We start from the raw sequence: 22218 nt of genomic DNA, 5'->3' as shown, positions 1-22218 counted from the left end.
GATACCTGACGTTGAATGTCCAGGTTTTACGGGATTATCGAACCCACAACCAATGGCAACTCTTCAGGCGAATCCATTTTTTCTCGCTCAAGCAACTTACGCTTACGCTCGACACCCCACCGGTACCCGGACAATGTTCCGTCGCTGCGCACGACGCGATGGCAAGGAATGGCCACAGCGAGGCTGTTGGCGCCGCAGGCGTTCGCTACCGCCCGTACTGCGCTGGGCATGCCTATCCGGACCGCGATATCGGTGTACGTGGCGGTCGATCCGGCAGGAATATCCCTCAACGCCTGCCACACACGCTCCTGGAAAACAGTGCCGCGAATATCAAGCGGTAGCGCCAGGCCCACAGCCGGCGACTCTACGAAACCCACGACGGTGGAAACCAGTCCTTCAAACTCTGCGTCCCCGCCAATCAGATTGGCATTTGGAAACTGATCCTGAAAACTCTCAACCAGGCTATTTGGATCGTCTCCGAGCAAAATCGCACAGATGCCACGGGCACTTCTGGCTACCAGAATCGACCCAAGTGAGCTTTCACCCAGCGCAAATTTGATGTCGACGTTGGCCCCTCCTGCGCGGTACTCGGTGGGTTTCATGCCGAGAATCTTCTGAGAGGCTTCATAGAAACGGCTGTTGGAGTTGTAGCCGGCTTCGTAAAGTGCGCTGGTGATCGTCCCGGACTGGGAGAGCTGGTCCCTGACCCGCGAGCGCACCGAGGCGACGCTATAGGCTTTTGGCGTCAACCCTGTGATTTTTTTGAAGATGCGGTGAAAGTGAAAGGTGCTCATCCCGACCTTTTCGGCCATGTCGCTCAGGTTGGGTACCGAGTCGGACGCGTCTATCATTCTGCAGGTTTCGGCAACTGTGGCTGCGTGCTTGAGCGCTATCGTCTCCTGATTGCTGTCGCGACGCTTGGACGGACGAAAGCCCGCTGCTTCAGCTTCGATTGCGGTGTCAAAAAAAACGACGTTTTCCGGACGCGGCAGCTTGGTCGGGCTGCGAGGTCCGCAATAGATACCTGTCGTCAATACGCCATACACGAAGTCGTCGCCAATGTCCGCCTGTCGGTTTATCAGGACGCCCCAGCGCGGATCATCTTCTATCCTTGGAACGTGCTTTGTTGCCGGAACCTTTGTGCTTTCCATGGTTTTGCTCCGTCGTTGATTGTTCTTAATGCCTGTAAATCCATGGTCATTCACACGATGCAGGTGCTCGCTCCAATTTTCAGAGCCCAGTTTTTTCTATTGCCAGTTCGAGCATCTGCCTTTCTTTATCGATTGCATGCAGGCCAACATACCGCGCGCGCAAATCCCCTGCCTCCCGTTTGTTGCTATCAAATTTTATTATGTGAATCACTTTCCGGAATTCCAATGGATGCCGCCCTCACACAAACAAAAACAGCGCCTGAAGGGCGCTGTTTTATTGATCCAAAGCCAACCTTCAATGGCGGCTTCGTTCCAAAAACTGCCGAGTGCGTTCTTCCTTGGGATGGGCGAACAGTGCCTTTGCTTCACCCTGCTCGACGATCACGCCCTTGTCGATAAAGATCACCCGATTAGCAACATCCCGGGCAAAACTCATCTCGTGGGTGACGATCACCATGGTGCGTTTTTCTTCCGCGAGCGCACGGATAGTGGTCAGCACTTCACCGACCAATTCCGGGTCCAGTGCTGAGGTGGGTTCGTCGAACAAAATGACTTCGGGTTCCATGGCCAACGCTCGCGCAATCGCTACCCGTTGCTGCTGTCCACCGGACAAGCGTCGCGGGTATGAATCTTCTTTACCGGCGAGCCCGACCTTGGCCAGTAAAGCCATCCCGAGTTTGGCCGCCTGTTCCCTGGCCATCTTCTTGACCACCAATGGCCCTTCAATGACGTTTTCCAGCGCTGTTCGGTGCGGGAACAGATTGAAGTTCTGAAAGACGAAACCCACGTGTTGTCGTAATTGCCGGATAAGGCCCTGTTGCTGAGTCAACGGCTTGCTGCCATCGATCTTGATATCCCCCACTTGAATGCTGCCACTGGTGGGTTCTTCGAGAAAGTTAAGGCAACGCAACAGTGTGGTTTTGCCCGATCCGCTGGGGCCGATAATGGCCACCACTTCACCGGCTTCAATGCGCAGGTCGATGCCGTTCAGCACGGTTTGGCCTTTGAATTGTTTGGTCAGTTTTTCAACCACGATCATGCTTCAAGACTCCAGATCATGTCGGTTGACCCTCGCTTCCAGTCGGTTTTGCAGGTGCGCAAGCAGGCTGGCGAGAATCCAGTAGATCAGCGCCGCAGCCAGGTACATGGTGAAAATTTCGAAGGTTCGCGCGGTGATCAACTGCGCCTGCCGAAACAGCTCGGGCACTTGAATGGTGGCCGCCAATGCAGTGTCTTTGACCAGCGAAATGAAACTGTTGCCCAGCGGCGGCAATGCGGTTCGCGCGGCTTGCGGCACAATGGCGCGTCGCATGGCTTGCGCACGAGTCATGCCGATGCTGGCGGCGGCTTCCCATTGCCCACGGTCCACAGCTCCGATGGCGGCTCGCAAAATCTCGCACGCATAAGCGGCCATGTTCAGCGAAAAACCGATCAAAGCAGCCGGAAGCGGGTCAAGCTCGATGCCCAATTGCGGCAAGCCGTAATAGATCACGAACAACTGAACCAGCAACGGCGTGCCGCGAAAGAACGACACGTACACCCGGGCAATACCGCTCACCAGCTTGAGACGCGACAGACGCATCAACGCCAGGCCGAAGCCCAGCAACAAGCCAAAGAACATTCCGCCCAGGCTGAGAATGACGGTGTAATACGCGCCCTTCAGCAAGAAGGGCGCGGAGTCCAGCGCTAGCGTTAGACTCTCTTCAATCATTGGGTCACGTCAGAGCCGAAGTACTTCTGTGACAACTTGGCCAGCGTGCCGTCGGCGCGCAGTTTGTCGATGGCAGCATTGATCGCAGCCACCAACTCAGGCTCACCTTTGCGGATCGCGATACCGGCTTCCTGACGCGAGAACGCTTTGCCGGAAGCTGCCAGTTTATTGTTGGTTTTCTTGACCATTTCCAACGCGGCAAGACGGTCGACGAGAATCACGTCAGTGCGGCCAGCCATTAAGTCTTGAAACTTGGTTGGGTCATCGTCGTAGGTTTTGACTACTGCGCCGGGCACGTTTTCTTTCAGCCATTGCTCGTAGTTCGTACCCAGGCCCACACCGACTTTCTTGCCGGACAGCGATTCAGGCGTCGGGAATTTGTCGGCGTCTTTCTTCTGGGTCAGGGCCTGAATACCGGAGATGGTGTAAGGCTCGGAGAAGTCGTACTTCTTCTTGCGCTCTTCAGAGATGGTTACCTGGTTGATCACGACATCCAGGCGCTTGGATTCCAGCGCCGCGAGGATGCCGTCCCACTTGGTCGGTTGCAGTTTCGCCGTCACGCCCAGCTCCTTGGCCAGTGCTTGGGAAAACTCGACTTCAAAACCGGCGAGCTTGCCGTCTTCAGCGACAAAGCTGAAAGGTGGGTACGTACCTTCAAGGCCGACGTTGATCGTGCCGCTGCTTTTGATTTTTTGCAGCTGATCCCCAGCAACGGCTTGCCCTATCAGGCTGGAACCGAGCACGAGGCTGAACGTAGAAAGAAGAAATGTCCGGCGGATGGCAGCAATATTCATGAAGAGCCCCTTATTGTGTTTTGAATGTCAGGCAAAAATCAGGCCCGACAAAAGTACTGTGACTGTGAAACGTTATCCTGCGATTTCACGCGGCCTTATTCCATCCGTGATCCCTAACGCGAACGCGACTATAAGGCAGTCGTCATATCAGTTTAAATACTAAAAATTACTTTATATATTTCTAAATCGAATAAAAGAGAGGTCTGTGTTACTGATCGGAAAATACGTCTGGGTACGCGAACAGCGCAGGCGCGCCACCGGTGTGCAGGAAGATGATCGGACCCTCATCCAAACGCTGGCGGCCGACACCGTCAAGCAGGCCCGCCATGGCTTTGCCGGTGTACACCGGATCGAGCAACAGGCCTTCCTGACTGGCGACTAATTTGATGGCAGCCAGTGTTCCCGCATTCGGCGCGCCGTAGCCGGGGGCAAAATATTCGTCCCACAACTCAACCTTGAAGCTGCTTGGCAGATCGATGCCCAGCAGTTCGGCGGTGCGCTCAGCCAAGCCTTGGACTTTCGGCCGTTGTGCGTCGTCGCTGCGGGAAACGGTGACGCCGATCACCGGCAGATTGGGCAGCGTCTCGCTGAGTCCCAATGCCAAGCCACTGTGAGTGCCGGCACTGCCCGAGGCGAGTACCACGGCCGAGAACGTCAGGCCGGTGTCTTTAATTTGATCGGCCAGTTCCAACCCTGCCCGCACATAACCCAAAGCGCCCAACGCGTTGGATCCACCAATAGGGATGCTGTACGGTTTTTTACCGCTGGCCCGCAGGCGTGCCGCAAGGGCATACAACTGGTCGTCGGCGTTGTCCAGGTTATCCACCCGCTCGACCTTGGCATCGAACAGGCTAAGCAGCAGCCGATTGCCATTGCCGAGGTAGTTGGGGTCGTTGGTGGCCAAGGGATTTTCCAGCAACACCACACACCCAAGACCCAGGTGTGCAGCCAGGGCAGCGGTTTGTCGCGCATGGTTGGATTGCAGACCGCCAGCAGTGATCAAGGTGTCCGCGCCTTGTGCCAGCGCATCGGCTGCCAAGTATTCAAGCTTGCGCACCTTGTTGCCGCCCAACGCCAGGGTTGTCGTGTCGTCACGCTTTATGTAAACGTCCCGGCCCACCCATGAGGATAAACGCGCAAGCTTTTCCAGCGCGGTGGGTGCGCCCAGTAATTCAAGACGATTAAAACGAGCGAGCTGTTGTTTGATCATGGTGGTTTGGATGGCCGACGAAGTAAGTCGATGGACTATAGGCAGTCACCCCGGGTGGCCGCAAACATTTGTGTATGCCTGAGATGCCGCATCCTCCAACGCCGCGCTGTCGCGCAGCAAACACGGGGCTACTGTAGGAGCGAACTTGTTCGCGAAACGGCTTACCTGGATCACCGCGTAATGCCCTTCGCCAACAAGTTGGCTCCTACAGACAAACGCGTGTTTACAGTTGAATCGAGATTCCGTCGCCTCTTCGACGCCGGGTTGTCGTACCTATAAATAGAGCGTCCGGTAGAAATTGTTATTTTTTCGTGTCTAAAGTTTGCCGTAAAGTTAGCCCATCCTGGCTTTAAGCCTAAAAAGGAGTGATGAGCGTGAGCGATATTTCAGACGCACCCGCCGACAACCGCGCCGGTAACTGGCAGTTGCAGCAAATCGTTAGTCAATTACGTGAGGCGCGGGACGACTGGCGCCAGCGCAATGGCCGGGTCAGTGGCGAACTGGGCGGTCGCGAGTTGCCGTCCCGAGCCGCCATGCGCGACATTCTTGAAGCGCTGTGCGGCGCATTGTTTCCGATGCGCTTAGGTCCAGTGGACTTACGTGAGGAGAGTGAAGACTTCTACGTCGGTCATACCCTCGACGTCGCCCTTAATGCGTTGCTGGCTCAGGCCCGCCTGGAGCTGCGTTATGTCGCGCGCCAGCGGGGCGAAGACGTCAGTGCCGTTGAACATCATGCGACCCAACTGATTCAAGCCTTCGCTGCCGCGCTTCCAGCCATGCGCATCCTCCTCGACACCGACGTCTTGGCCGCTTACCACGGCGACCCGGCTGCGCGCAGTGTCGATGAAGTGCTGCTGTGCTATCCGGGCATTCTTGCGGTCATTCATCACCGTTTGGCCCATCACCTGTACCGCGCCGGGTTGCCGTTGTTGGCGCGGATCAGTTCCGAAATTGCGCACTCGGCCACCGGTATCGATATTCATCCGGGTGCGCAGATCGGTGGCAGTTTCTTTATCGATCACGGAACAGGTGTGGTCATCGGCGAAACTGCGATCATTGGCGAGCGGGTTCGCATCTACCAAGCCGTAACCCTGGGTGCGAAACGCTTCCCGGCAGATGAAGATGGCCAGCTGCAGAAAGGCCATGCGCGTCACCCGATTGTCGAAGACGACGTGGTGATCTATGCCGGCGCCACGATTTTGGGGCGCATCACCATCGGCAAAGGCTCCACCGTCGGCGGCAACGTCTGGCTGACCCGCAGCGTGCCACCCGGCTGCAACGTGTCTCAGGCGAACTTGCTACAGAAGGATGATTGCTTGAAGTAACGCCCTTCCCCTGTAGGGGCCAACACGTTGGCTCTACAGGCTCTGAATGTTCGATCAAAGCGCTCGGATAATAAAAAAAGGGGGAACTGTGTCTCCGATTAAGGAGTCGCAACCCCATACACCTACGAGAGAGGATTCGATGACTTATATCGCTGCCGAAAACCGTTATGAAGCCATTCCGTACCGCCGCGTCGGCCGTAGTGGGTTGGTTCTGCCTGCTTTGTCTTTGGGGCTGTGGCACAACTTTGGCGACAGCACGCCGATGGATACCCAGCGCGCATTGCTGCGCACGGCGTTCGATCTGGGTATCAACCACTTCGACCTGGCCAACAATTACGGCCCTCCATATGGCAGCGCCGAAATCAACTTCGGCCGCTTGCTGCGCGAAGATTTCAAGCACTACCGCGACGAGTTGATCATCTCCAGCAAAGCCGGCTGGGACATGTGGCCAGGCCCTTATGGCCAAGGCGGCGGCTCGCGCAAATACGTGCTTGCCAGCCTTGACCAGAGCTTGCAGCGCATGGGGCTGGACTACGTGGATATCTTTTATTCGCACCGCTTCGACCCACTGACCCCGCTGGAAGAAACCGCCAGCGCGTTAGCTACTGCCGTACAGCAGGGCAAAGCGCTCTATATCGGGATCTCGTCCTATTCGGGTGCAAAAACCCGGGAAATGGCGGCGTTGCTCAAAGAGTGGAAAGTGCCGTTGTTGATTCATCAACCTGCGTACAACTTGCTCAACCGTTGGGTTGAACGCGACCTGTTGGACGCCACCGATGACCTCGGCGCGGGCGTAATTGCCTTCACCCCGCTGGCTCAAGGTTTGCTGACTGACAAATACCTTAATGGCATTCCCAAGGATGCGCGGGTGAACAAGCCGGGTGGGGGTTCGTTGCAGGCTTCGCACTTGTCCGAGAGCAACATTGCTCACGTCCGCGCGCTGAATGAAATCGCCAAGCGCCGCGGCCAAAGCCTCGCGCAACTGGCATTGGCCTGGACCCTGCGTGACCCGCGTATTACCTCGGCGCTGATTGGTGCGAGCCGTCCGGAGCAGATCGTTGAAAACGTCGGCGCATTGAAGAACCTGGACTTCACCTCCGAAGAGCTGGCCGAAATCGACAGCTTTGCGGTGGAAGGCGGGATTAACCTGTGGGAAAAGCCGTCGACTGATCAGTGACCTAGGAGTCGGCGAGCGGCTTAGCTGGGTTAACGGGCACCTTATGTTGGAACGGGTAGAAAACTGCTCCCAGCTTCGCTTGCCAGCCGACGGTCATGAATTTTTCGTTCTCTAGTCTTGGGTCGGCTGGCAGCAGGCCGGGACTGATAGCTGGCGCCCACTTTACGGTAAAAAAGGGTGTGCTGTTGATCAGGCTCATCGTGAAATCCCCTGTCTGACAACCGGGTCTGTTGAGGTTTGTGGCGTGACGGGACGTACTCGCGGAATATTCGCTGGGCGCCTTGGGTCGGGCATTGGAGGGTCGGGCGGCGCAACGGTGTGGTAGCCGGAAAACCGGTCTTGATAATCGATGGCTGCCTGGATAATCAGCGCTTCGCTAAATCGAGGGCCCCAGAACGCAGCGTTGATGGGTAATTGCCTCGACAGCCCAGTTTGACCATAGCCAATAGGGAAACTCAGCATTGGCCAGCCATGGAGATTAGGTGCGTCAATCTGTAACCGTCTGACAAGAATCGAGTCGAGTTTGTCGTCGAATCGGCGGCCAACGTGCGCGCCCAGTGGCATGACTAACATAAAGTCCACACCGGCTTCGTCTAGCGCTTTTTGATAAAGCATTTGCTCCTCACGCCTGCGCCGCTCACCCTCGGTACGCATCCCGACGGTCACTCTCTGGGCCCCAATGCCTGTGTTTTGCCAATACATCCCCAGCAGTTCAGTTTGATGATCGGGAAGACTCCCTGCCGCGAACTCGGCGACCGCTCGCCAGTATTCCGTCTCCACTGAGTTGCTATAGGTGACCGCTGTTAGCGGCGTGATTGGATTTACATTGCCCTGATCGTCGACGACCTCTCCCAAGATCTCCGTATTGGAGAAAGGGCATTCGGGTGTTCCAATGTTAAGTCCAGGGAACTCTTTGACGGTCGCTCCAAGATGGGCCTGGGTGCCATTTTTACTTTCCCGGCCCTTTATACCAATCGAGTCTTTCACCCCATTGGAATACCACACAGCGGTGGTGCGAGACCGCGGTCGTCGTTGGGGTTTTGTAACCAGAGATCGGCGTCGCGTGCTTGCGTCAGTGCTTCCAGTCGATCAATACGCACAAATGCGTTGTAACCGCCGTTTGCATCGTAGGTTTCAAAAGGGCCGTTGAACTGATCGATTCGTTGCAAGTAAGCGACTGTAATGTCGTAGGACGTCAGTTCCTTACTGCGAAACAGCACAGCCATTTCGACGATTTCGTAATCGACGATTCGATCACGCAGGGGGATTGAAGACCGAGGCGGCAGGGCCGCGAGCAGACGGGTGTTTAGTGCTGTATCCATAGCAGCCAGCTCCTTGTCTGACCTCGAATGTTGAGGTCAGATAAGGAGCTAATCACTTTTAAGACGCTGCGTAAACTGTCAGAAATGACAGGTTTAGGCGTCGTCGCCGTCGTCTTCGTCGCCATCGATCTTCATGCCCAACTCCTTGATCTTGCGCGTCAAGGTATTGCGGCCCCAGCCCAATAACACAGCGGCATCCCGGCGGCGGCCGGCGGTGTGCTTGAGGGCGGTTTCGATCATGATGCGTTCAAAGGTTGGCACCGCACTGTCCAGCAGGCTCGACTGACCCCGTGCCAGCGCTTGGTCAGCCCATTGACGCAGCGCGTGTTCCCAGTTGGTGACAGGCGCGGCATCGTGGGGCAGGCTCAACAGCTCTGGCGGCAGGTCGCTGACATGGACTTCACGCCCGGACGCCATGACGGTGATCCAGCGGCAGGTGTTTTCCAGCTGACGCACGTTGCCAGGCCATGGCAGGTGCTTGAGATATTCCTCGGTTTCAGCTTTAAGCAGTTTCGGCTCAACCGCCAGTTCCTGCGCAGCGCGGGCCAGAAAATGCTTGGCCAGCGTTGGAATATCTTCGCGGCGATCAGACATCCGCGGGATGTGAATCCGAATCACGTTCAAACGGTGGAACAAATCCTCACGGAATTTACCGGCCTGCACCAAAATTTCCAGATTTTGGTGAGTCGCGGCGATGATTCGTACGTCTACCTTCACCGGCGTGTGCCCGCCAACGCGGTAAAACTCACCGTCTGCCAGTACCCGTAGCAAACGGGTTTGAGTGTCAGCAGGCATGTCGCCGATTTCATCAAGGAACAGTGTGCCGCCGTCCGCTTGTTCGAAGCGGCCGCGCCGCAAGTTCGCTGCACCGGTGAACGCGCCTTTTTCGTGGCCGAACAGCTCGGACTCCATCAAATCCTTGGGAATGGCCGCCATGTTCAACGCAATGAACGGCGACGACGCGCGAGGGCTGTGACGGTGCAATGCGTGGGCAACCAATTCTTTACCGGTACCCGACTCGCCGTTGATCAACACGGTAATGTTGGAGTGGCTTAAACGACCGATGGCGCGAAACACTTCCTGCATCGCGGGCGCTTCGCCAATGATTTCCGGAGTGCGGGTTAGCGCGGGTACCACTTCCATGCCTTGCTGTTCTTGAGCGTGTTGATTGGCGCGCTTGACCAGCGACACAGCCTCATCGACGTCAAACGGCTTAGGCAGGTATTCGAACGCGCCGCCCTGATACGACGCCACGGCGCTGTCCAGGTCTGAATGGGCGGTCATGATGATCACCGGCAAACGCGGGTGCTGTTCTCGAATTCGCGCCAGCAACTCAAGGCCACTGGCCCCCGGCATGCGGATATCGGAAATGATTACGTCGGGTTGCTGACGGGCCAGACGGCTCATGACGCCATCGGCGCTGTCGAAGCTTTGGGTAGTCATGCCTTCTTGTTGCAGCGCTTTTTCCAAAACCCAACGGATGGAACGGTCGTCATCGACGATCCAGACAGTTTCACTACGGCTCATGACGACGCTGCTCCTTGTTCCAGCGGCAGGAAGATCGAGAAAGTGGTGTGGCCAGGATGGCTGTCACACTCAATCAGTCCTTGGTGCTGGCTAATAATGTTCTGGGTAATCGCGAGGCCAAGCCCCGTGCCATCTGGGCGGCCGCTGACCATTGGGTAAAAAATGGTTTCCTGCAGTTCTGCTGGAATGCCAGGGCCGTTATCGATAATTTCGACCTTGGTCACCAGACGATGGCGGACATGGCCGATGGTGAACTGACGCAGCGCTCGCGTACGCAAGCTGATACGGCCCAGACGCAGTTCGTTCTGGCCGCTGATTGCTTGCATCGCGTTGCGAACGATATTGAGCACGGCCTGAATCATTTGCTCACGGTCGATCAACACGTCGGGAATGCTTGGGTCGTAATCACGTACGAGGGTGATGCAACCTTGGCTTTCGGCGTCCACCAAGCTGCACACACGCTCAAGCACTTCATGCACGTTGGTCATGGCCAGTAATGGCAGCTTGTTCGAGCCCAGCATGCGGTCGACCAGATTGCGCAGGCGGTCGGCCTCTTCGATGATGACGTTGGTGTAATCCTTGAGGCTCTCTTCGGGCAGTTCACGTGCCAGCAATTGGGCGGCGCCGCGAATCCCTCCTAGGGGATTTTTAATTTCGTGAGCCAAGCCACGCACCAACATTTTGGTGGTTTCTTGCTTGGACAACTGGGCCTCTTCCTTGGTGATGCGCATTAGGCGATCACGCGGGTGGACCTCCAGCAGCAGCATGGTTGCGCCTTGGTTCAGAATAGGCGTGACAGCGTAATCGACGGTCAGTGTTTGCCCGGTCAGCGCCGTCAACATCGCTTCGCGCTTGGTGAACGGGTGGGCCTGTTCGACAGCCTGACGCAGAGCGTTCAGCGCTTCGACTGACTCGGTGAACAGCTCGCTGATAAATTGTCCGTGGCTGCGCTGACCGCTGATCGCCAGCAGCATTTCGGCTGCGGGATTCATGTACTCAAGCCGCAAGTCGGCGTTGAGCAGAATAGTGGCAGTGGTCAGGTTGTCGAGTAACAGCCGGTGCAGCGCATCACTGATAGTCATAAATCCTCGTTGACCTCTTTTGGCACATTGCAGCCTGCGGCGGGCCGTGTTCAAGCCTCGCCATCATCGGGCAACCTGCTGATACGGTGCTTAGTTCACTGGAAGTTGCAAAAACCAAACCAAGGCTCCGAAAAGAAGCGTTTAATCCGTAAAATCGAGCTTTTTTCGGACAGCGGGTCCTTCGACTGAACAGTTTGGGACTATTTCCGAACCAAAATGGGTAACGAGGCTAGTCGGTACGGGAAGTATTGCACCAATACGGAGCGTCGCCAGTTTTGACGCTCATAAGAACGGCAGGAAGCTGCTCTTTTCTGGGGGCTTGTCCGCGATCGGGCACTCGGGTCTAACCCCGTAGTCGTCCGTTGTGCAGGGCTGTGCCTGGCGTTTTTGCGCGAGGCTGATGCGCAGCATCTGAAATTCCTGGCTTGGTGTACGTTCGAGCATACGCCCGGTTTCATCGAGAATCTCGACAGCCAATGAATGAGTGCCACGATCAATGTTGCTCAGGGGAAATACCGGGCTGCGACCCGCTTCGCCAAAGGGTTTGCCATCCAGGAACAGGCGGTACATGTGCCCCGTTTGCAACTCAGGGTCATTATTGACAGTGACAATCAACTCACCGGCGATATTGCGAATCGTCGCTTCGGGTTCGGGCACCAGAATCCGTAGTAACTGGTAATGGAACAGCGGGCCGGGTTTTACGACTGCAGATTTGGCTTTTGCGGCTGATCGGGGCGCAGAGGTGCCAGTCATGTTGTTGCTGGGAGGAATCGCAACGCGATGAGCGCCGCTGTGGGGTTGGTCCGTAAATACACGGTTTCCCTGAGCGTCGACGTAGGTATAAACGTCGGCGATGGCCGGCATAGCAATCAGCAATAGCGCTCCGATCAAACAGTATGTGTTTGCTCGGCGACAGCGCGGCGTTGCAGGCGCGGTGGCGTGGAGTGGGAGCACTTCAGGGTTTCCCAACATGGACTCGCTGCACCGTCGTCGTGACGGTTGAGCTTTGCTGGATGATCTTGTCACCGCTCACGACACGCACGGCCAAACTGTGTTCGCCGCGTTCCAGGTTCACCACTTGCAGTCGGGGCACATTACTGGCCTGGCCATAACTCATGCCGTCGACGACCATCTGCAACAGATGCCCTGGCTGTAGGCGCGGCTGAATGGCCACGCCAACGCTGAAGGTGCCGTTATTGGCGCGCAACGCTTCGTCGGTGGGCAGGTTGGTCAGTTCCAGCAGACTGTAGGCGCTTGAAGGCTGACTGGGTTGAGATGTCGCAGGGTTAGTGTTTTGTTCAAGCGTCTTTTTGACATTGACGGTATTTAGCGGCGGCAAGTCTACCGTCTGACTGGGTGTGCCGTTGGGCGGCAGATTGCTGTAGGCGGGGTTGCCATTGGCATCGGTGTATTTATAGATCTGCGCAACAGCAGGCAAGGCAACCAACAGCAGCAGAAAAATAAGGCCTCGACGCATGAAGTCTCCGATGACAATGGTGTTTAAGTTACATGGCAGCGTCGATCGAGATTGGCATGCCCGGGGTGCCAGCATAGAACACTATGAGTTCGGTAGGGCGATCACCGCTGCTGCCACGGTGAACAATGTTGTTCATTTCCGGTAAAACCTCTCCTGCGCTCAGTGTCACGGTTTTCCCGCCCTCACGTGCTTCGACGATCAGCTCGCCGGAAACCACATAGCCGGCAGCCGGCATTGGATGCTTATGCCAGTCAAAACTGCTGTTGGGGGCCATGGTGACTTTTCGGATGGTCAGCTCAGGCTGGCCGGCTGGGTAGGCAGTGTAGGGCGTGCCGTCCCAGGACGAAGAGGTCTGCAGAAGGATTTTCGAATCAATGGCGGGTTGTGTTTCTGCGTTGGCAGTACCGATCAGGGTCAATAGGCCAAAGGAGAGAGGGGCGAGTTTTATCATGATGTTGTTCTCTGTCTTTCAGGGCGAAATGCTCTGAGTGGCGCGGATTAAACGTCATGAAATAGGCACGATCCAGCGAGGTTGATTTACCGGAAATGTCTGAAATACGGGGATATCAAACGCCTCGGTCGCGGGCTTCATACCGTGGTTGACGATTAATAATTTGCCACAAAAAAGGCCTCCCGAAGGAGGCCTCTTTGTTACGTCAATGCAGCCGACGTGACTGGATTAGCAGCTGTAGTACAGCTCGTATTCCAGTGGGTGTACGAACGTGCGTACTTTGATTTCTTCTTCGCTTTTCAAGCCGATGTAAGCGTCGATGAAGTCGTCGCTGAATACGCCGCCTTTGGTCAAGAACGCACGACCTTTGTCCAACTCTTCCAGGGCTTCTTTCAAGCTACCGCAAACCTGTGGAATCTCTTTCGCTTCTTCAGGCGGCAGGTCATACAGGTTTTTGTCAGCAGCGTCGCCAGGGTGGATCTTGTTCTGGATGCCGTCCAGGCCAGCCATCAACAGTGCAGCGAACGCCAGGTAAGGGTTAGCTGCTGGGTCCGGGAAGCGTGCTTCAATACGGCGAGCTTTAGGGCTGGACACGTAAGGAATACGGATCGAAGCGGAACGGTTACGTGCCGAGTAGGCCAGCATGACCGGTGCTTCGAAACCTGGGACCAGACGCTTGTACGAGTTGGTCGACGGGTTGGTGAAGCCGTTCAGTGCTTTACCGTGCTTGATGATGCCGCCGATGAAGAACAGGGCGGTGTCGGACAGGCCGGCATAACCTTCGCCAGCGAAGGTGTTCTTGCCATCTTTGGCAATGGACAAGTGCACGTGCATGCCTGAACCGTTGTCGCCATAAAGAGGCTTAGGCATGAAGGTAGCGGTACGGCCGTAAGCATCAGCTACGTTGTGTACGCAATATTTCAGGGTCTGAACTTCGTCAGCCTTCTTCACCAACGTGTTGAACTGAACGCCGATTTCGTTTTGGCCAGCAGTCGCCACTTCATGGTGGTGAACTTCGATCACCAGGCCCATCTCTTCCATTGCATTACACATGGAGGTACGGATTTCGTGGTCGTGGTCGAACGGAGGCACTGGGAAGTAGCCGCCTTTCACACCTGGACGGTGGCCTTTGTTGCCGCCTTCAATGTCCTGGTCGGACATCCATGAACCTTGTTCAGAGTAGATCTTGAACATGGAGCCGGAGATGTCAGATTTGAATTTTACGGAGTCGAAGATGAAGAACTCTGGCTCTGGACCGACGAAAACAGTGTCGCCGATGCCAGTGGACTTCAGGTATTCCTCGGCACGGTGAGCAATGGCGCGTGGGTCGCGGTCGTAGCCTTGCATGGTCGAAGGTTCGATGATGTCGCAAACCAGGATAATGGTTGGGTCTTCAGTGAACGGGTCGAGCACGGCGGTGCTGTCGTCGGGCATCAGGATCATGTCGGACGCTTCGATGCCTTTCCAGCCGGCAATGGAGGAGCCGTCGAACATTTTGCCGATTTCAAAGAAATCTTCATCCAGCGCATCGCGAGCCGGCATGGTCACGTGGTGCTGAATGCCTTTGGTGTCCGTGAAGCGCAGATCAATCCACTTAACGTCTTGATCTTTGATGAGTTGAACCGTCTTCGACATAGTGTCCTCCGGGTGGCTTCGGGCCAGGGTAGTGGTTTTTGACCCTTTGAATTGGGTGATGCCAGGCGCGAATATCGGCCAAGGCAGCCTGCCTCACAAGGGAGCAAATTGCATGCCAGTGCCCCGTGTTGGGTTTTTTGCTTGAAACGCAGGCGCTTAGGCTATTAAAGCGGATATTTGAAATATTTGATGCGCCATAATGATGCTCGCTTTTCCAAAGATGGTCTTTTTTGGTGCGCTCAGTGTGGCGCTCAGAATAACTGGTTAAACCTTGAGCAATTTCCGCTATAATTCCGCCCCCACTTTTTCGGCTGGCACATCGCGCGCTGTATACATGAAACTAATCGTAAAAGTCTTCCCAGAGATCACCATCAAAAGCCGGCCGGTGCGTAAGCAATTCATCCGCCAGTTGGCCAAGAACATCCGTACCGTGCTCCGCGACCTGGACCCGGCGCTGGTGGTGGCCGGCGTGTGGGACAATCTTGAGGTTGAGACCAAGGTCAGCGAGCCGAAAGTCTTGCTTGAGATGACTGAGCGCCTGAGTTGCATGCCGGGCATCGCGAATTTTCTGCAGGTCGCAGAATATCCCCTTGGCGACATGGATGACATTCTCGCCAAGTGCAAATTTCACTACGGTGATTCCCTGGCCGGGAAAATATTTTCAGTACGCTGCAAGCGCGCCGGTAAACATACATTCAGCTCCATGGACGTCGAAAAGTACGTCGGCAGCCAGCTTCGCCAGCAGTGCGGAGCTGCCGGAATTGACTTGAAAAAACCTGAAATCGAAGTTCGCATGGAAATTCGCGACCAACGGTTATTCGTGATTCACAGTCAGCACAACAGCATCGGCGGTTATCCGTTAGGCGCCCTCGAACAGACCCTGGTGTTGATGTCCGGCGGTTTCGATTCGACGGTGGCGGCCTACCAGATCATGCGCCGTGGGCTCATGAGCCACTTTTGCTTCTTCAATCTCGGCGGCCGCGCCCACGAATTGGGTGTGATGGAAGTCGCCCATTTCCTCTGGAAGAAGTACGGCAGCTCGCAAAGAGTGCTGTTTGTCAGCGTTCCGTTCGAAGAGGTTCTGGGAGAAATTCTCGAGAAAGTCGATAACAGTCATATGGGCGTGGTTTTGAAGCGTATGATGTTGCGCGCTGCGTCTTCAATTGCGGATCGGCTTGAAATCGACGTATTGGTCACTGGTGAAGCGATTTCCCAGGTTGCCAGCCAAACGCTGCCGAACCTGTCACTCATCGATGCTGCGACTGACAAGCTGGTATTGCGCCCGCTGATCGCCAGTCACAAGCAAGACATCATCGATCAGGCTAGCGAGATCGGGACTGCCGATTTCGCCAAGCACATGCCTGAATATTGCGGGGTGATTTCGATCAACCCCAAGACCAACGCCAAGCGCAACCGCGTTGAGTACGAGGAACAACAGTTCGACATGGCTATTCTCGAGCGAGCGCTTGAGCGAGCAAAACTGGTGACAATCGATCGAGTAATCGACGAGTTGAGCCAAAGTGTCGACATAGAAGAAGTCAGTCAGGCGCTGGCCGGTCAGATCGTTATCGACATCCGTCACCCGGATGCTCAGGAAGATCAGCCGCTGGAATTGCCTGGCATTGAGATACAAACACTGCCGTTCTATGCATTGAACAGCCGTTTCAAGGAACTGGATTACACGCGCCAGTACCTGTTGTATTGCGACAAAGGCGTCATGAGTCGCCTGCATGCTCATCATTTGCTCAGTGAGGGGCATGCCAATGTGCGCGTTTATCGACCGAGCTAAGTGCCCGGGGCTGTTTGCCTGTGGCTTGCGTCACCGGCCCCCCGACGCCAGTCGTCTAGCCGTAACGGCTTAGGCCGACTCTACTGTTAATAGCTGCCTACAATAGTCAGCTGACCGAATCCTCTGATCGAGATACACAAGTGATCGAAAATCTACGCAACATCGCCATCATTGCTCACGTTGACCATGGTAAAACCACCCTGGTAGACAAACTCTTGCGTCAATCCGGCACCCTGGAACGCAACGAGCTCAACGACGAGCGCGTGATGGACTCCAACGACCAGGAGAAAGAACGCGGTATTACCATTCTCGCGAAAAACACCGCGATCAACTGGAATGGCTACCACATCAACATCGTAGACACCCCAGGCCACGCCGACTTCGGTGGCGAAGTAGAACGTGTGATGTCGATGGTCGACTCCGTTCTGCTGCTGGTTGATGCTCAAGACGGCCCTATGCCGCAAACCCGTTTCGTGACTAAAAAGGCTTTCGAAGCCGGCCTGCGTCCAATCGTGGTTATCAACAAGGTTGACCGTCCAGGCGCGCGTCCGGACTGGGTTCTGGATCAAATCTTCGACCTGTTCGACAACCTGGGCGCTACCGAAGAGCAGCTGGACTTTAAAGTCATCTACGCCTCTGCCTTGAACGGTATTGCCGGTCTCGACTACAACGAGATGGCTGACGACATGACGCCGTTGTACCAGGCTGTTGTCGATCACGTTCCTGCTCCACAGGTTGACCGTGACGGTCCGTTCCAGATGCAAATCTCGGCACTGGACTACAACAGCTTCCTGGGCGTCATCGGTGTTGGCCGTATCGCTCGTGGTCGCGTCAAGCCGAACACCCAGGTTGTTGCGATCGACGCTGATGGCAAGCGCCGCAACGGCCGTATCCTGAAACTGATGGGTCACCACGGTCTGCACCGCGTTGACGTTGAAGAAGCAGCTGCCGGCGACATCGTCTGCATCAGCGGCTTCGACCAGCTGTTCATCTCCGACACTCTGTGCGACCCACTGAATGTTGAAGCGATGAAGCCGCTGACCGTTGACGAACCTACTGTTTCGATGACCTTCCAGGTAAACGATTCGCCTTTCTGCGGTAAAGAAGGCAAGTTCGTCACCAGCCGTAACATCAAGGAACGTCTGGACAAGGAATTGCTGTTCAACGTTGCTCTGCGCGTTGAAGAAGGCGACTCTGCCGACAAGTTCAAAGTGTCTGGCCGTGGCGAGTTGCACCTCTCGGTACTGATCGAAACCATGCGTCGCGAAGGCTTCGAAATGGGTGTTGGTCGTCCAGAAGTGATCATCCGCATGGTTGACGGCGTTAAGCACGAACCTTACGAAAACGTCACCATCGATCTGCCAGAAGATTCCCAAGGCGCGATCATGGAACAAATCGGTATCCGTAAAGGCGACCTGACCAACATGGTTCCGGATGGCAAGGGCCGTGTTCGCCTTGAATACAACATCCCGGCTCGTGGCTTGATCGGTTTCCGAAACGAATTCCTGACCCTGACTTCAGGCGCCGGCATTCTGACCAGCATCTTCGACCGTTACGACGTGATGAAGTCGGGCGACATGTCCGGCCGTCAGAACGGCGTTCTGGTTTCGGTTGCTACCGGTAAGGCATTGACCTACTCGCTGGAAACTCTTCAAGCGCGTGGCAAGCTGTTCCTGGGTCATGGCGAAGACGTGTACGAAGGCCAAATCGTCGGCATCAACAGCCGCGACAACGACCTGGGCGTTAACCCAACCAAAGGCAAGAAGCTCGACAACATGCGTGCTTCCGGTAAAGACGAAACCATCGCTCTGGTTCCGCCTATCCGTTTCACTCTGGAACAAGCGCTGGAATTCGTTCAAGAAGACGAACTCTGCGAAGTGACTCCAAAGTCGATCCGCCTGCGTAAGAAAATTCTTGGCGAAAGCGAGCGTACCCGCGCTGCCAAGAAAAACGGCAACTGAGTTTAAGTAGCTGTTAAAAAAACGCCCCCGACAGCGATGTCGGGGGCGTTTTTGTTTGTGTGGCGTATGAGCTATTTTTCTGTATGAGCCAACTTGTTGGCGAAGCGCCATAGCTGACAAACCGCATCAGACGCCTCGCCAACAAGTTGGCTCTTACAGGCTGATCAAAAAATATACAGGGTATTATCGACCGGCTTACGCTCAGGGGTTTTTGGCACGTATGCGCAATACCCAGGCCTTGGCCCAATTTTCGGGTGATTGCGGCAGGTATCAGGGCGCTGTTCGTAAATTGTGCACAACCGGCTTTTACGGTCCAGATACAAGCAATCGTTGTTGCTCATGCGCTGCAACGTAAAAATCCCGAGCTTCTGGTTATAGCGCTCGACGATTCCTTCCTTTTGCAGGCGTTTAGCGATGTTCTTCGGTGGATCGCCACGCTCGAACTCATCCACCACACCGATGCGGATCAAGTCCTTGATCTTCACTTCCACCGGCAGCGTACAGCAGCTGGAAATGCAGCCGCCACACATGGTGCTGGAGTATTTAGCCCAGGTATCGATTCGGTCGATTTCTGCGGCGGCGATCAGTGTGGGTTTCATGTGCTTACATTTCCGGGTGTATCGGGCGCGCGATGATACCGGTGGTTGAGGAATTCGCGTAAGCAAAAATTAAATGACCGACTGTCGGTGGTCATCGAAGGGCTGATCAGGCGCTGGCCGCACCTTATCTGTAGGCGCTTGTTGGCGAGGCAGTATGACAGGTGCACCACATAAGGCCTCTCGCGAACAAGTTGGCTCTACAGTAACGCAGCCAGCCCCTCAATGTGCTCCTGCCTCTGCGCTTGGCTCAGCCGCGAATGTGGATTCAGCGACGACCACTGTGGATGCGCCCGTGCCTTTTGCAGTGCATCGGGAAGTTTGCCTTCACGCCAGCTTTTGTCGCTTGGCGCGGCCAGCGTGATGCTTGTCATGGCAGCATGACCGCGCAGGGTCAGCGCTTGCAGCAGTTGCCGCTGGCGCAGGGCGAGCAGCCTCAACACCGCATCGTCAACCGTCAGCTCGCGTTTGCCCTTGAGCTTGCCGATCAGCCGCCCTCCATAGCTGCGAGCCGTTTGCAGGGCACCACCGGCAATCGCACCCGCCAAAGCGGCAGCGCCCAGCGTAATACCGCCCAATAATAAATCGACGCCAGCCCCGGCGGCGGCACCCGCAGCGAGTCCACTGCCGACGCGGACACCCAGCACCTTCAAGGTTTCCGGGTTGAACAAATCGTCGCTCCATCGCCCGTCCAACAGCGGTACATCAATGGCCGTCGCATCGTGCGGGCGAAACGAGTACAGCTTGAGCAGCGCATCGACGCAGCGTTGCTCGCGTTGCCGCACCGCTTTGCGCAAGTCCTCGATAGCAGCCTGTTCCAACCCCGAACCGGTGACGACGCTGCGGCGACAGGCGGCGCAATCTATCAGCAGTTCGGCAATCAGCCTCGTCGCACTGTGCTGACGAGCGCCCCGTTGTGTCTGTTGATCAACGATCAGGCGTTCCAGTTGATCGCGGGAATTTTCCAGCAGCAGCGCCAGGCTTTCATACAACCGGCGCTCGCCATCTTCCGGCGGTGCTACGCTGTCGAACCGCACTAATGCGTGCAAGCCCAGCCGCGCTAGCGCTTCGCGCCACTCGGCTTCGCGGTGTTCAGCGCTGCTGACGAAATTCAGCACCGGCAGCAAGGGTTTGCCACAGCTCGCCAGCACGGCCAATTCATCTCGGTATTTGGCCAGCACCGGTTCACGAGCGTCGATGACGTACAAACCGGCGTCCGACGCCAGCAACTGACGCAGCACCTTGGCTTCTTGCTCGAAGCGCTGTCGGGCTTCGCTGCCCTCAAGGAATCGAGCCAACCGCGCAGGCCCATCAAGGCGCTCACCGGGGCGGTCAAGACGTTCCAGGTAGTCGAGCAGCGCGATGGCGTCTTCGAGTCCCGGCGTGTCGTAAAGCTCCAGCAGCGCCTCGCCGTCCACCGACAAGCGAGCGCCTTCGACGTGTCGAGTGGTGCTCGGGCGGTGCGACACTTCTCCGAAGTCGACATCTCGGGTCAAGGTTCGCAGCAGCGAGGTTTTGCCAACATTGGTGTGACCGACCACCGCGAGCGTGAGCGCTTTAGTCATGGCCAGTCTCCAACCAAATCAGCGGCGAGCTGTTAGCGTAGGTAATGGCGAGGGAGTCCAGCGCCGAATGCCAGTCATCCAGTCGCTCTGCGTCCAGGGTCTGGTCCAACGGCGCCGGCAGCAACCAAACCCTGGTAGCACCGGCACAACGCGCCAGCTCGGCGATTAGCGCCAGGCTGCCACGGTCCGGGGAGCGACGCGGATCGCAGGCGATGCCCAGCCGGGCAGGGGGAAAGCGAGTGAGCTGATCAAGCAGTTTTCGCCGGGATTCGCGGCTGTCTAGAACACCTGCGTTCTTGACTGTCTCGGGCAGCATCGGTGGCCACGGGTGTTGTTCGTCCAGTTCGATGGCGACCAGCAACGCCCCTTCGCTGTCGACGGCCACGGTGTATGACGGCGCGCTCGCCAGATGCTCTGGCGCCGCGTCATTGATACCCAAACGCTCGCTGCTTGGCATCAGCTGTTCGCGCAGATGGGCGTAACCGGGCAGCGTCAGATCAAGACTGAGTGCGGCACGACCGCGATGCCAACGCCACAGGCACATCAGCGCCAGTAACAGGCGTGGGACTATTCCGAATACCAGCAGCACGCCAACCATCCATGCCGCCCACGCTTGACGTGCGCTGTCGATGCTCAAGGCGTTATCGCCACTGGCGCGAATCATCGCTTCGGTCGGGACATTGAAGCCCAGGACCGCTGGGATCGCTCCCAGAAAACGGGTCACGCTGACGAAGGTATCGCTGCCTAGAATGGTGGTTTCCCACACAAAGCCGTAACGCCGAGTCGCCATCAGTAACAATAGGATTCCCAGCGCGCTGAGCAACGCCAGCAGCCACGCACCGTTGACCACCATGCCCAGCGCCCAGCGATTCAAGCGTTGGCGTTGCAGTAACAAAATCAGCGCCGGGGCCAGTTGCGCGGCCTGTGCGTCGCGGGCGAGCTTTTCGCTCAGCCATAACCACAATCGACCAAGGCTGGCGGTGCTTTCCCCCGCGAAGACCATGCCCAGCACCCAACTCAGCAGCAAAATCAGATCAAGTCCAAGCAAACTGCCCAGGGCCCAGAAGACATTGACCGGCGTTTGCCCATTGCCCAGCGCCGCGAACGCCAGGCCGGCGCCGCTGATGACGACGATAACGGCCAATAGCAGCAGCGCCAGTCGCGCGCCTTGTTTCCAGCGATGCAGCGCGCGGACTAAACCATCGCGTTGGGCCAACCACAACGCCCGGTTCTTGATCCGAGTCGTCAAATCTCCCGCCGTGGCGCGGGCGCGGCGATTGGCTTCCATATCCTCCAGCGGCCCGGCGTGTTCTTCGCGCAGGCGCACGGCTTCGGTCAGCCAGAGGTTATCCATAGGGGTTAGAGCAGTCACGCGGCGTCCTGTCGATAAAGTCAGCGGTGAGCATAACCTCTGTGACCGGGCTCGGGGCAAGCCCCGTGCTTCT

At 56.5% G+C, this 22218-nt stretch carries 21 protein-coding genes; 4 read left to right on the top strand and 17 right to left on the bottom strand.

Going from position 1 to position 22218, the window contains the following annotated elements; translation table 11 throughout:
• Positions 1 to 26: 26 nt before the first annotated feature.
• From ada to RHM65_RS05215, 5 genes are all read right to left on the bottom strand, one after another.
• Positions 27 to 1151: a bifunctional DNA-binding transcriptional regulator/O6-methylguanine-DNA methyltransferase Ada gene (gene ada / locus RHM65_RS05235; protein WP_322185262.1), complete on the bottom strand. Its 1125-nt coding sequence runs from the start codon at positions 1149 to 1151 to the stop codon at positions 27 to 29.
• Positions 1152 to 1446: 295 nt separating this feature from the next.
• Complete coding sequence (gene tcyN / locus RHM65_RS05230) at positions 1447 to 2190, bottom strand: L-cystine ABC transporter ATP-binding protein TcyN (protein WP_322166991.1); 744 nt, start codon at positions 2188 to 2190, stop codon at positions 1447 to 1449.
• 3 nt (positions 2191 to 2193) lie between these two features.
• Positions 2194 to 2862, bottom strand: a complete 669-nt coding sequence (tcyL, locus tag RHM65_RS05225) for a cystine ABC transporter permease (RefSeq protein ID WP_322166993.1) — start codon at positions 2860 to 2862, stop codon at positions 2194 to 2196.
• Positions 2859 to 3656, bottom strand: coding sequence for a cystine ABC transporter substrate-binding protein (tcyJ, locus tag RHM65_RS05220; RefSeq protein WP_322166994.1), 798 nt, complete (start codon positions 3654 to 3656; stop codon positions 2859 to 2861). The genes tcyL and tcyJ overlap by 4 nt, the downstream gene beginning before the upstream one ends.
• A gap of 208 nt (positions 3657 to 3864) precedes the next feature.
• Complete coding sequence (locus RHM65_RS05215; RefSeq protein WP_322184433.1) at positions 3865 to 4866, bottom strand: D-cysteine desulfhydrase; 1002 nt, start codon at positions 4864 to 4866, stop codon at positions 3865 to 3867.
• A gap of 368 nt (positions 4867 to 5234) precedes the next feature.
• Here RHM65_RS05215 and epsC point away from each other — a divergent pair, with 368 nt between their 5' ends.
• Together epsC and mgrA are read left to right on the top strand one after the other, a co-directional pair.
• On the top strand, positions 5235 to 6191 hold the full coding sequence (gene epsC / locus RHM65_RS05210) for a serine O-acetyltransferase EpsC (RefSeq protein WP_416195118.1): 957 nt from the start codon (positions 5235 to 5237) through the stop codon (positions 6189 to 6191).
• Between the two features lie 139 nt (positions 6192 to 6330).
• Entirely contained in the window at positions 6331 to 7368 is a 1038-nt protein-coding gene (gene mgrA / locus RHM65_RS05205) for an L-glyceraldehyde 3-phosphate reductase (RefSeq protein ID WP_322166997.1), read from the top strand.
• A gap of 1 nt (position 7369) precedes the next feature.
• Here the strand turns inward: mgrA and RHM65_RS05200 are convergent, their stop codons facing one another.
• The 9 genes from RHM65_RS05200 to glnA all read right to left on the bottom strand — a co-directional run bounded on the left by RHM65_RS05200 (position 7370) and on the right by glnA (position 14862).
• Positions 7370 to 7567 carry a hypothetical protein gene (locus RHM65_RS05200; protein WP_322166998.1) on the bottom strand — a complete coding sequence of 66 codons (198 nt, stop codon included), beginning with the start codon at positions 7565 to 7567 and terminating at the stop codon, positions 7370 to 7372.
• Entirely contained in the window at positions 7564 to 8355 is a 792-nt protein-coding gene (locus RHM65_RS05195) for a hypothetical protein (protein WP_322184432.1), read from the bottom strand. The genes RHM65_RS05200 and RHM65_RS05195 overlap by 4 nt, the downstream gene beginning before the upstream one ends.
• Entirely contained in the window at positions 8352 to 8690 is a 339-nt protein-coding gene (locus RHM65_RS05190; protein ID WP_322167000.1) for a hypothetical protein, read from the bottom strand. The genes RHM65_RS05195 and RHM65_RS05190 overlap by 4 nt, the downstream gene beginning before the upstream one ends.
• A gap of 93 nt (positions 8691 to 8783) precedes the next feature.
• A complete protein-coding gene (gene ntrC / locus RHM65_RS05185) occupies positions 8784 to 10217 on the bottom strand; it encodes a nitrogen regulation protein NR(I) (protein ID WP_322167001.1) in 1434 nt (477 codons plus the stop codon).
• Positions 10214 to 11299, bottom strand: coding sequence for a nitrogen regulation protein NR(II) (gene glnL / locus RHM65_RS05180; RefSeq protein ID WP_322167002.1), 1086 nt, complete (start codon positions 11297 to 11299; stop codon positions 10214 to 10216). Before glnL ends, ntrC begins: the two co-directional genes overlap by 4 nt.
• A 282-nt stretch (positions 11300 to 11581) precedes the next feature.
• Entirely contained in the window at positions 11582 to 12190 is a 609-nt protein-coding gene (locus tag RHM65_RS05175; protein ID WP_322185260.1) for a DUF4124 domain-containing protein, read from the bottom strand.
• Between the two features lie 64 nt (positions 12191 to 12254).
• Complete coding sequence (locus RHM65_RS05170) at positions 12255 to 12776, bottom strand: DUF4124 domain-containing protein (RefSeq protein ID WP_322167003.1); 522 nt, start codon at positions 12774 to 12776, stop codon at positions 12255 to 12257.
• A 28-nt stretch (positions 12777 to 12804) separates the two neighbouring features.
• Positions 12805 to 13227: a cupin domain-containing protein gene (locus tag RHM65_RS05165; protein WP_322184431.1), complete on the bottom strand. Its 423-nt coding sequence runs from the start codon at positions 13225 to 13227 to the stop codon at positions 12805 to 12807.
• A 228-nt stretch (positions 13228 to 13455) separates the two neighbouring features.
• The gene (gene glnA / locus RHM65_RS05160) at positions 13456 to 14862 is read right to left on the bottom strand and encodes a glutamate--ammonia ligase (RefSeq protein WP_322167005.1); all 1407 of its coding nucleotides are present in this window, start codon (positions 14860 to 14862) and stop codon (positions 13456 to 13458) included.
• A gap of 334 nt (positions 14863 to 15196) precedes the next feature.
• On the opposite strand from glnA, the gene thiI reads away from it, so the two are divergent.
• Positions 15197 to 16651 (top strand): tRNA uracil 4-sulfurtransferase ThiI, encoded by a 1455-nt coding sequence (thiI, locus tag RHM65_RS05155; RefSeq protein WP_322184430.1) that lies wholly within the window; start codon positions 15197 to 15199, stop codon positions 16649 to 16651.
• Between the two features lie 140 nt (positions 16652 to 16791).
• Entirely contained in the window at positions 16792 to 18612 is a 1821-nt protein-coding gene (typA, locus tag RHM65_RS05150) for a translational GTPase TypA (protein ID WP_322167007.1), read from the top strand.
• A gap of 164 nt (positions 18613 to 18776) precedes the next feature.
• On the opposite strand, the gene RHM65_RS05145 is transcribed toward typA, so the two are convergent.
• The 3 genes from RHM65_RS05145 to RHM65_RS05135 all read right to left on the bottom strand — a co-directional run bounded on the left by RHM65_RS05145 (position 18777) and on the right by RHM65_RS05135 (position 22145).
• Positions 18777 to 19211 (bottom strand): YkgJ family cysteine cluster protein, encoded by a 435-nt coding sequence (locus RHM65_RS05145; protein ID WP_322167008.1) that lies wholly within the window; start codon positions 19209 to 19211, stop codon positions 18777 to 18779.
• A gap of 197 nt (positions 19212 to 19408) precedes the next feature.
• On the bottom strand, positions 19409 to 20773 hold the full coding sequence (locus RHM65_RS05140; protein ID WP_322184429.1) for a DUF3482 domain-containing protein: 1365 nt from the start codon (positions 20771 to 20773) through the stop codon (positions 19409 to 19411).
• Positions 20766 to 22145: a DUF2868 domain-containing protein gene (locus tag RHM65_RS05135; protein WP_322184428.1), complete on the bottom strand. Its 1380-nt coding sequence runs from the start codon at positions 22143 to 22145 to the stop codon at positions 20766 to 20768. The genes RHM65_RS05140 and RHM65_RS05135 overlap by 8 nt, the downstream gene beginning before the upstream one ends.
• Positions 22146 to 22218: the final 73 nt, after the last annotated feature.

Source organism: Pseudomonas sp. CCI4.2 (genome assembly GCF_034350045.1).
GTDB lineage: Bacteria > Pseudomonadota > Gammaproteobacteria > Pseudomonadales > Pseudomonadaceae > Aquipseudomonas.
Note: the sequence above shows the minus strand (reverse complement) of the source record. Positions and strands in the feature narration are given on the sequence as shown.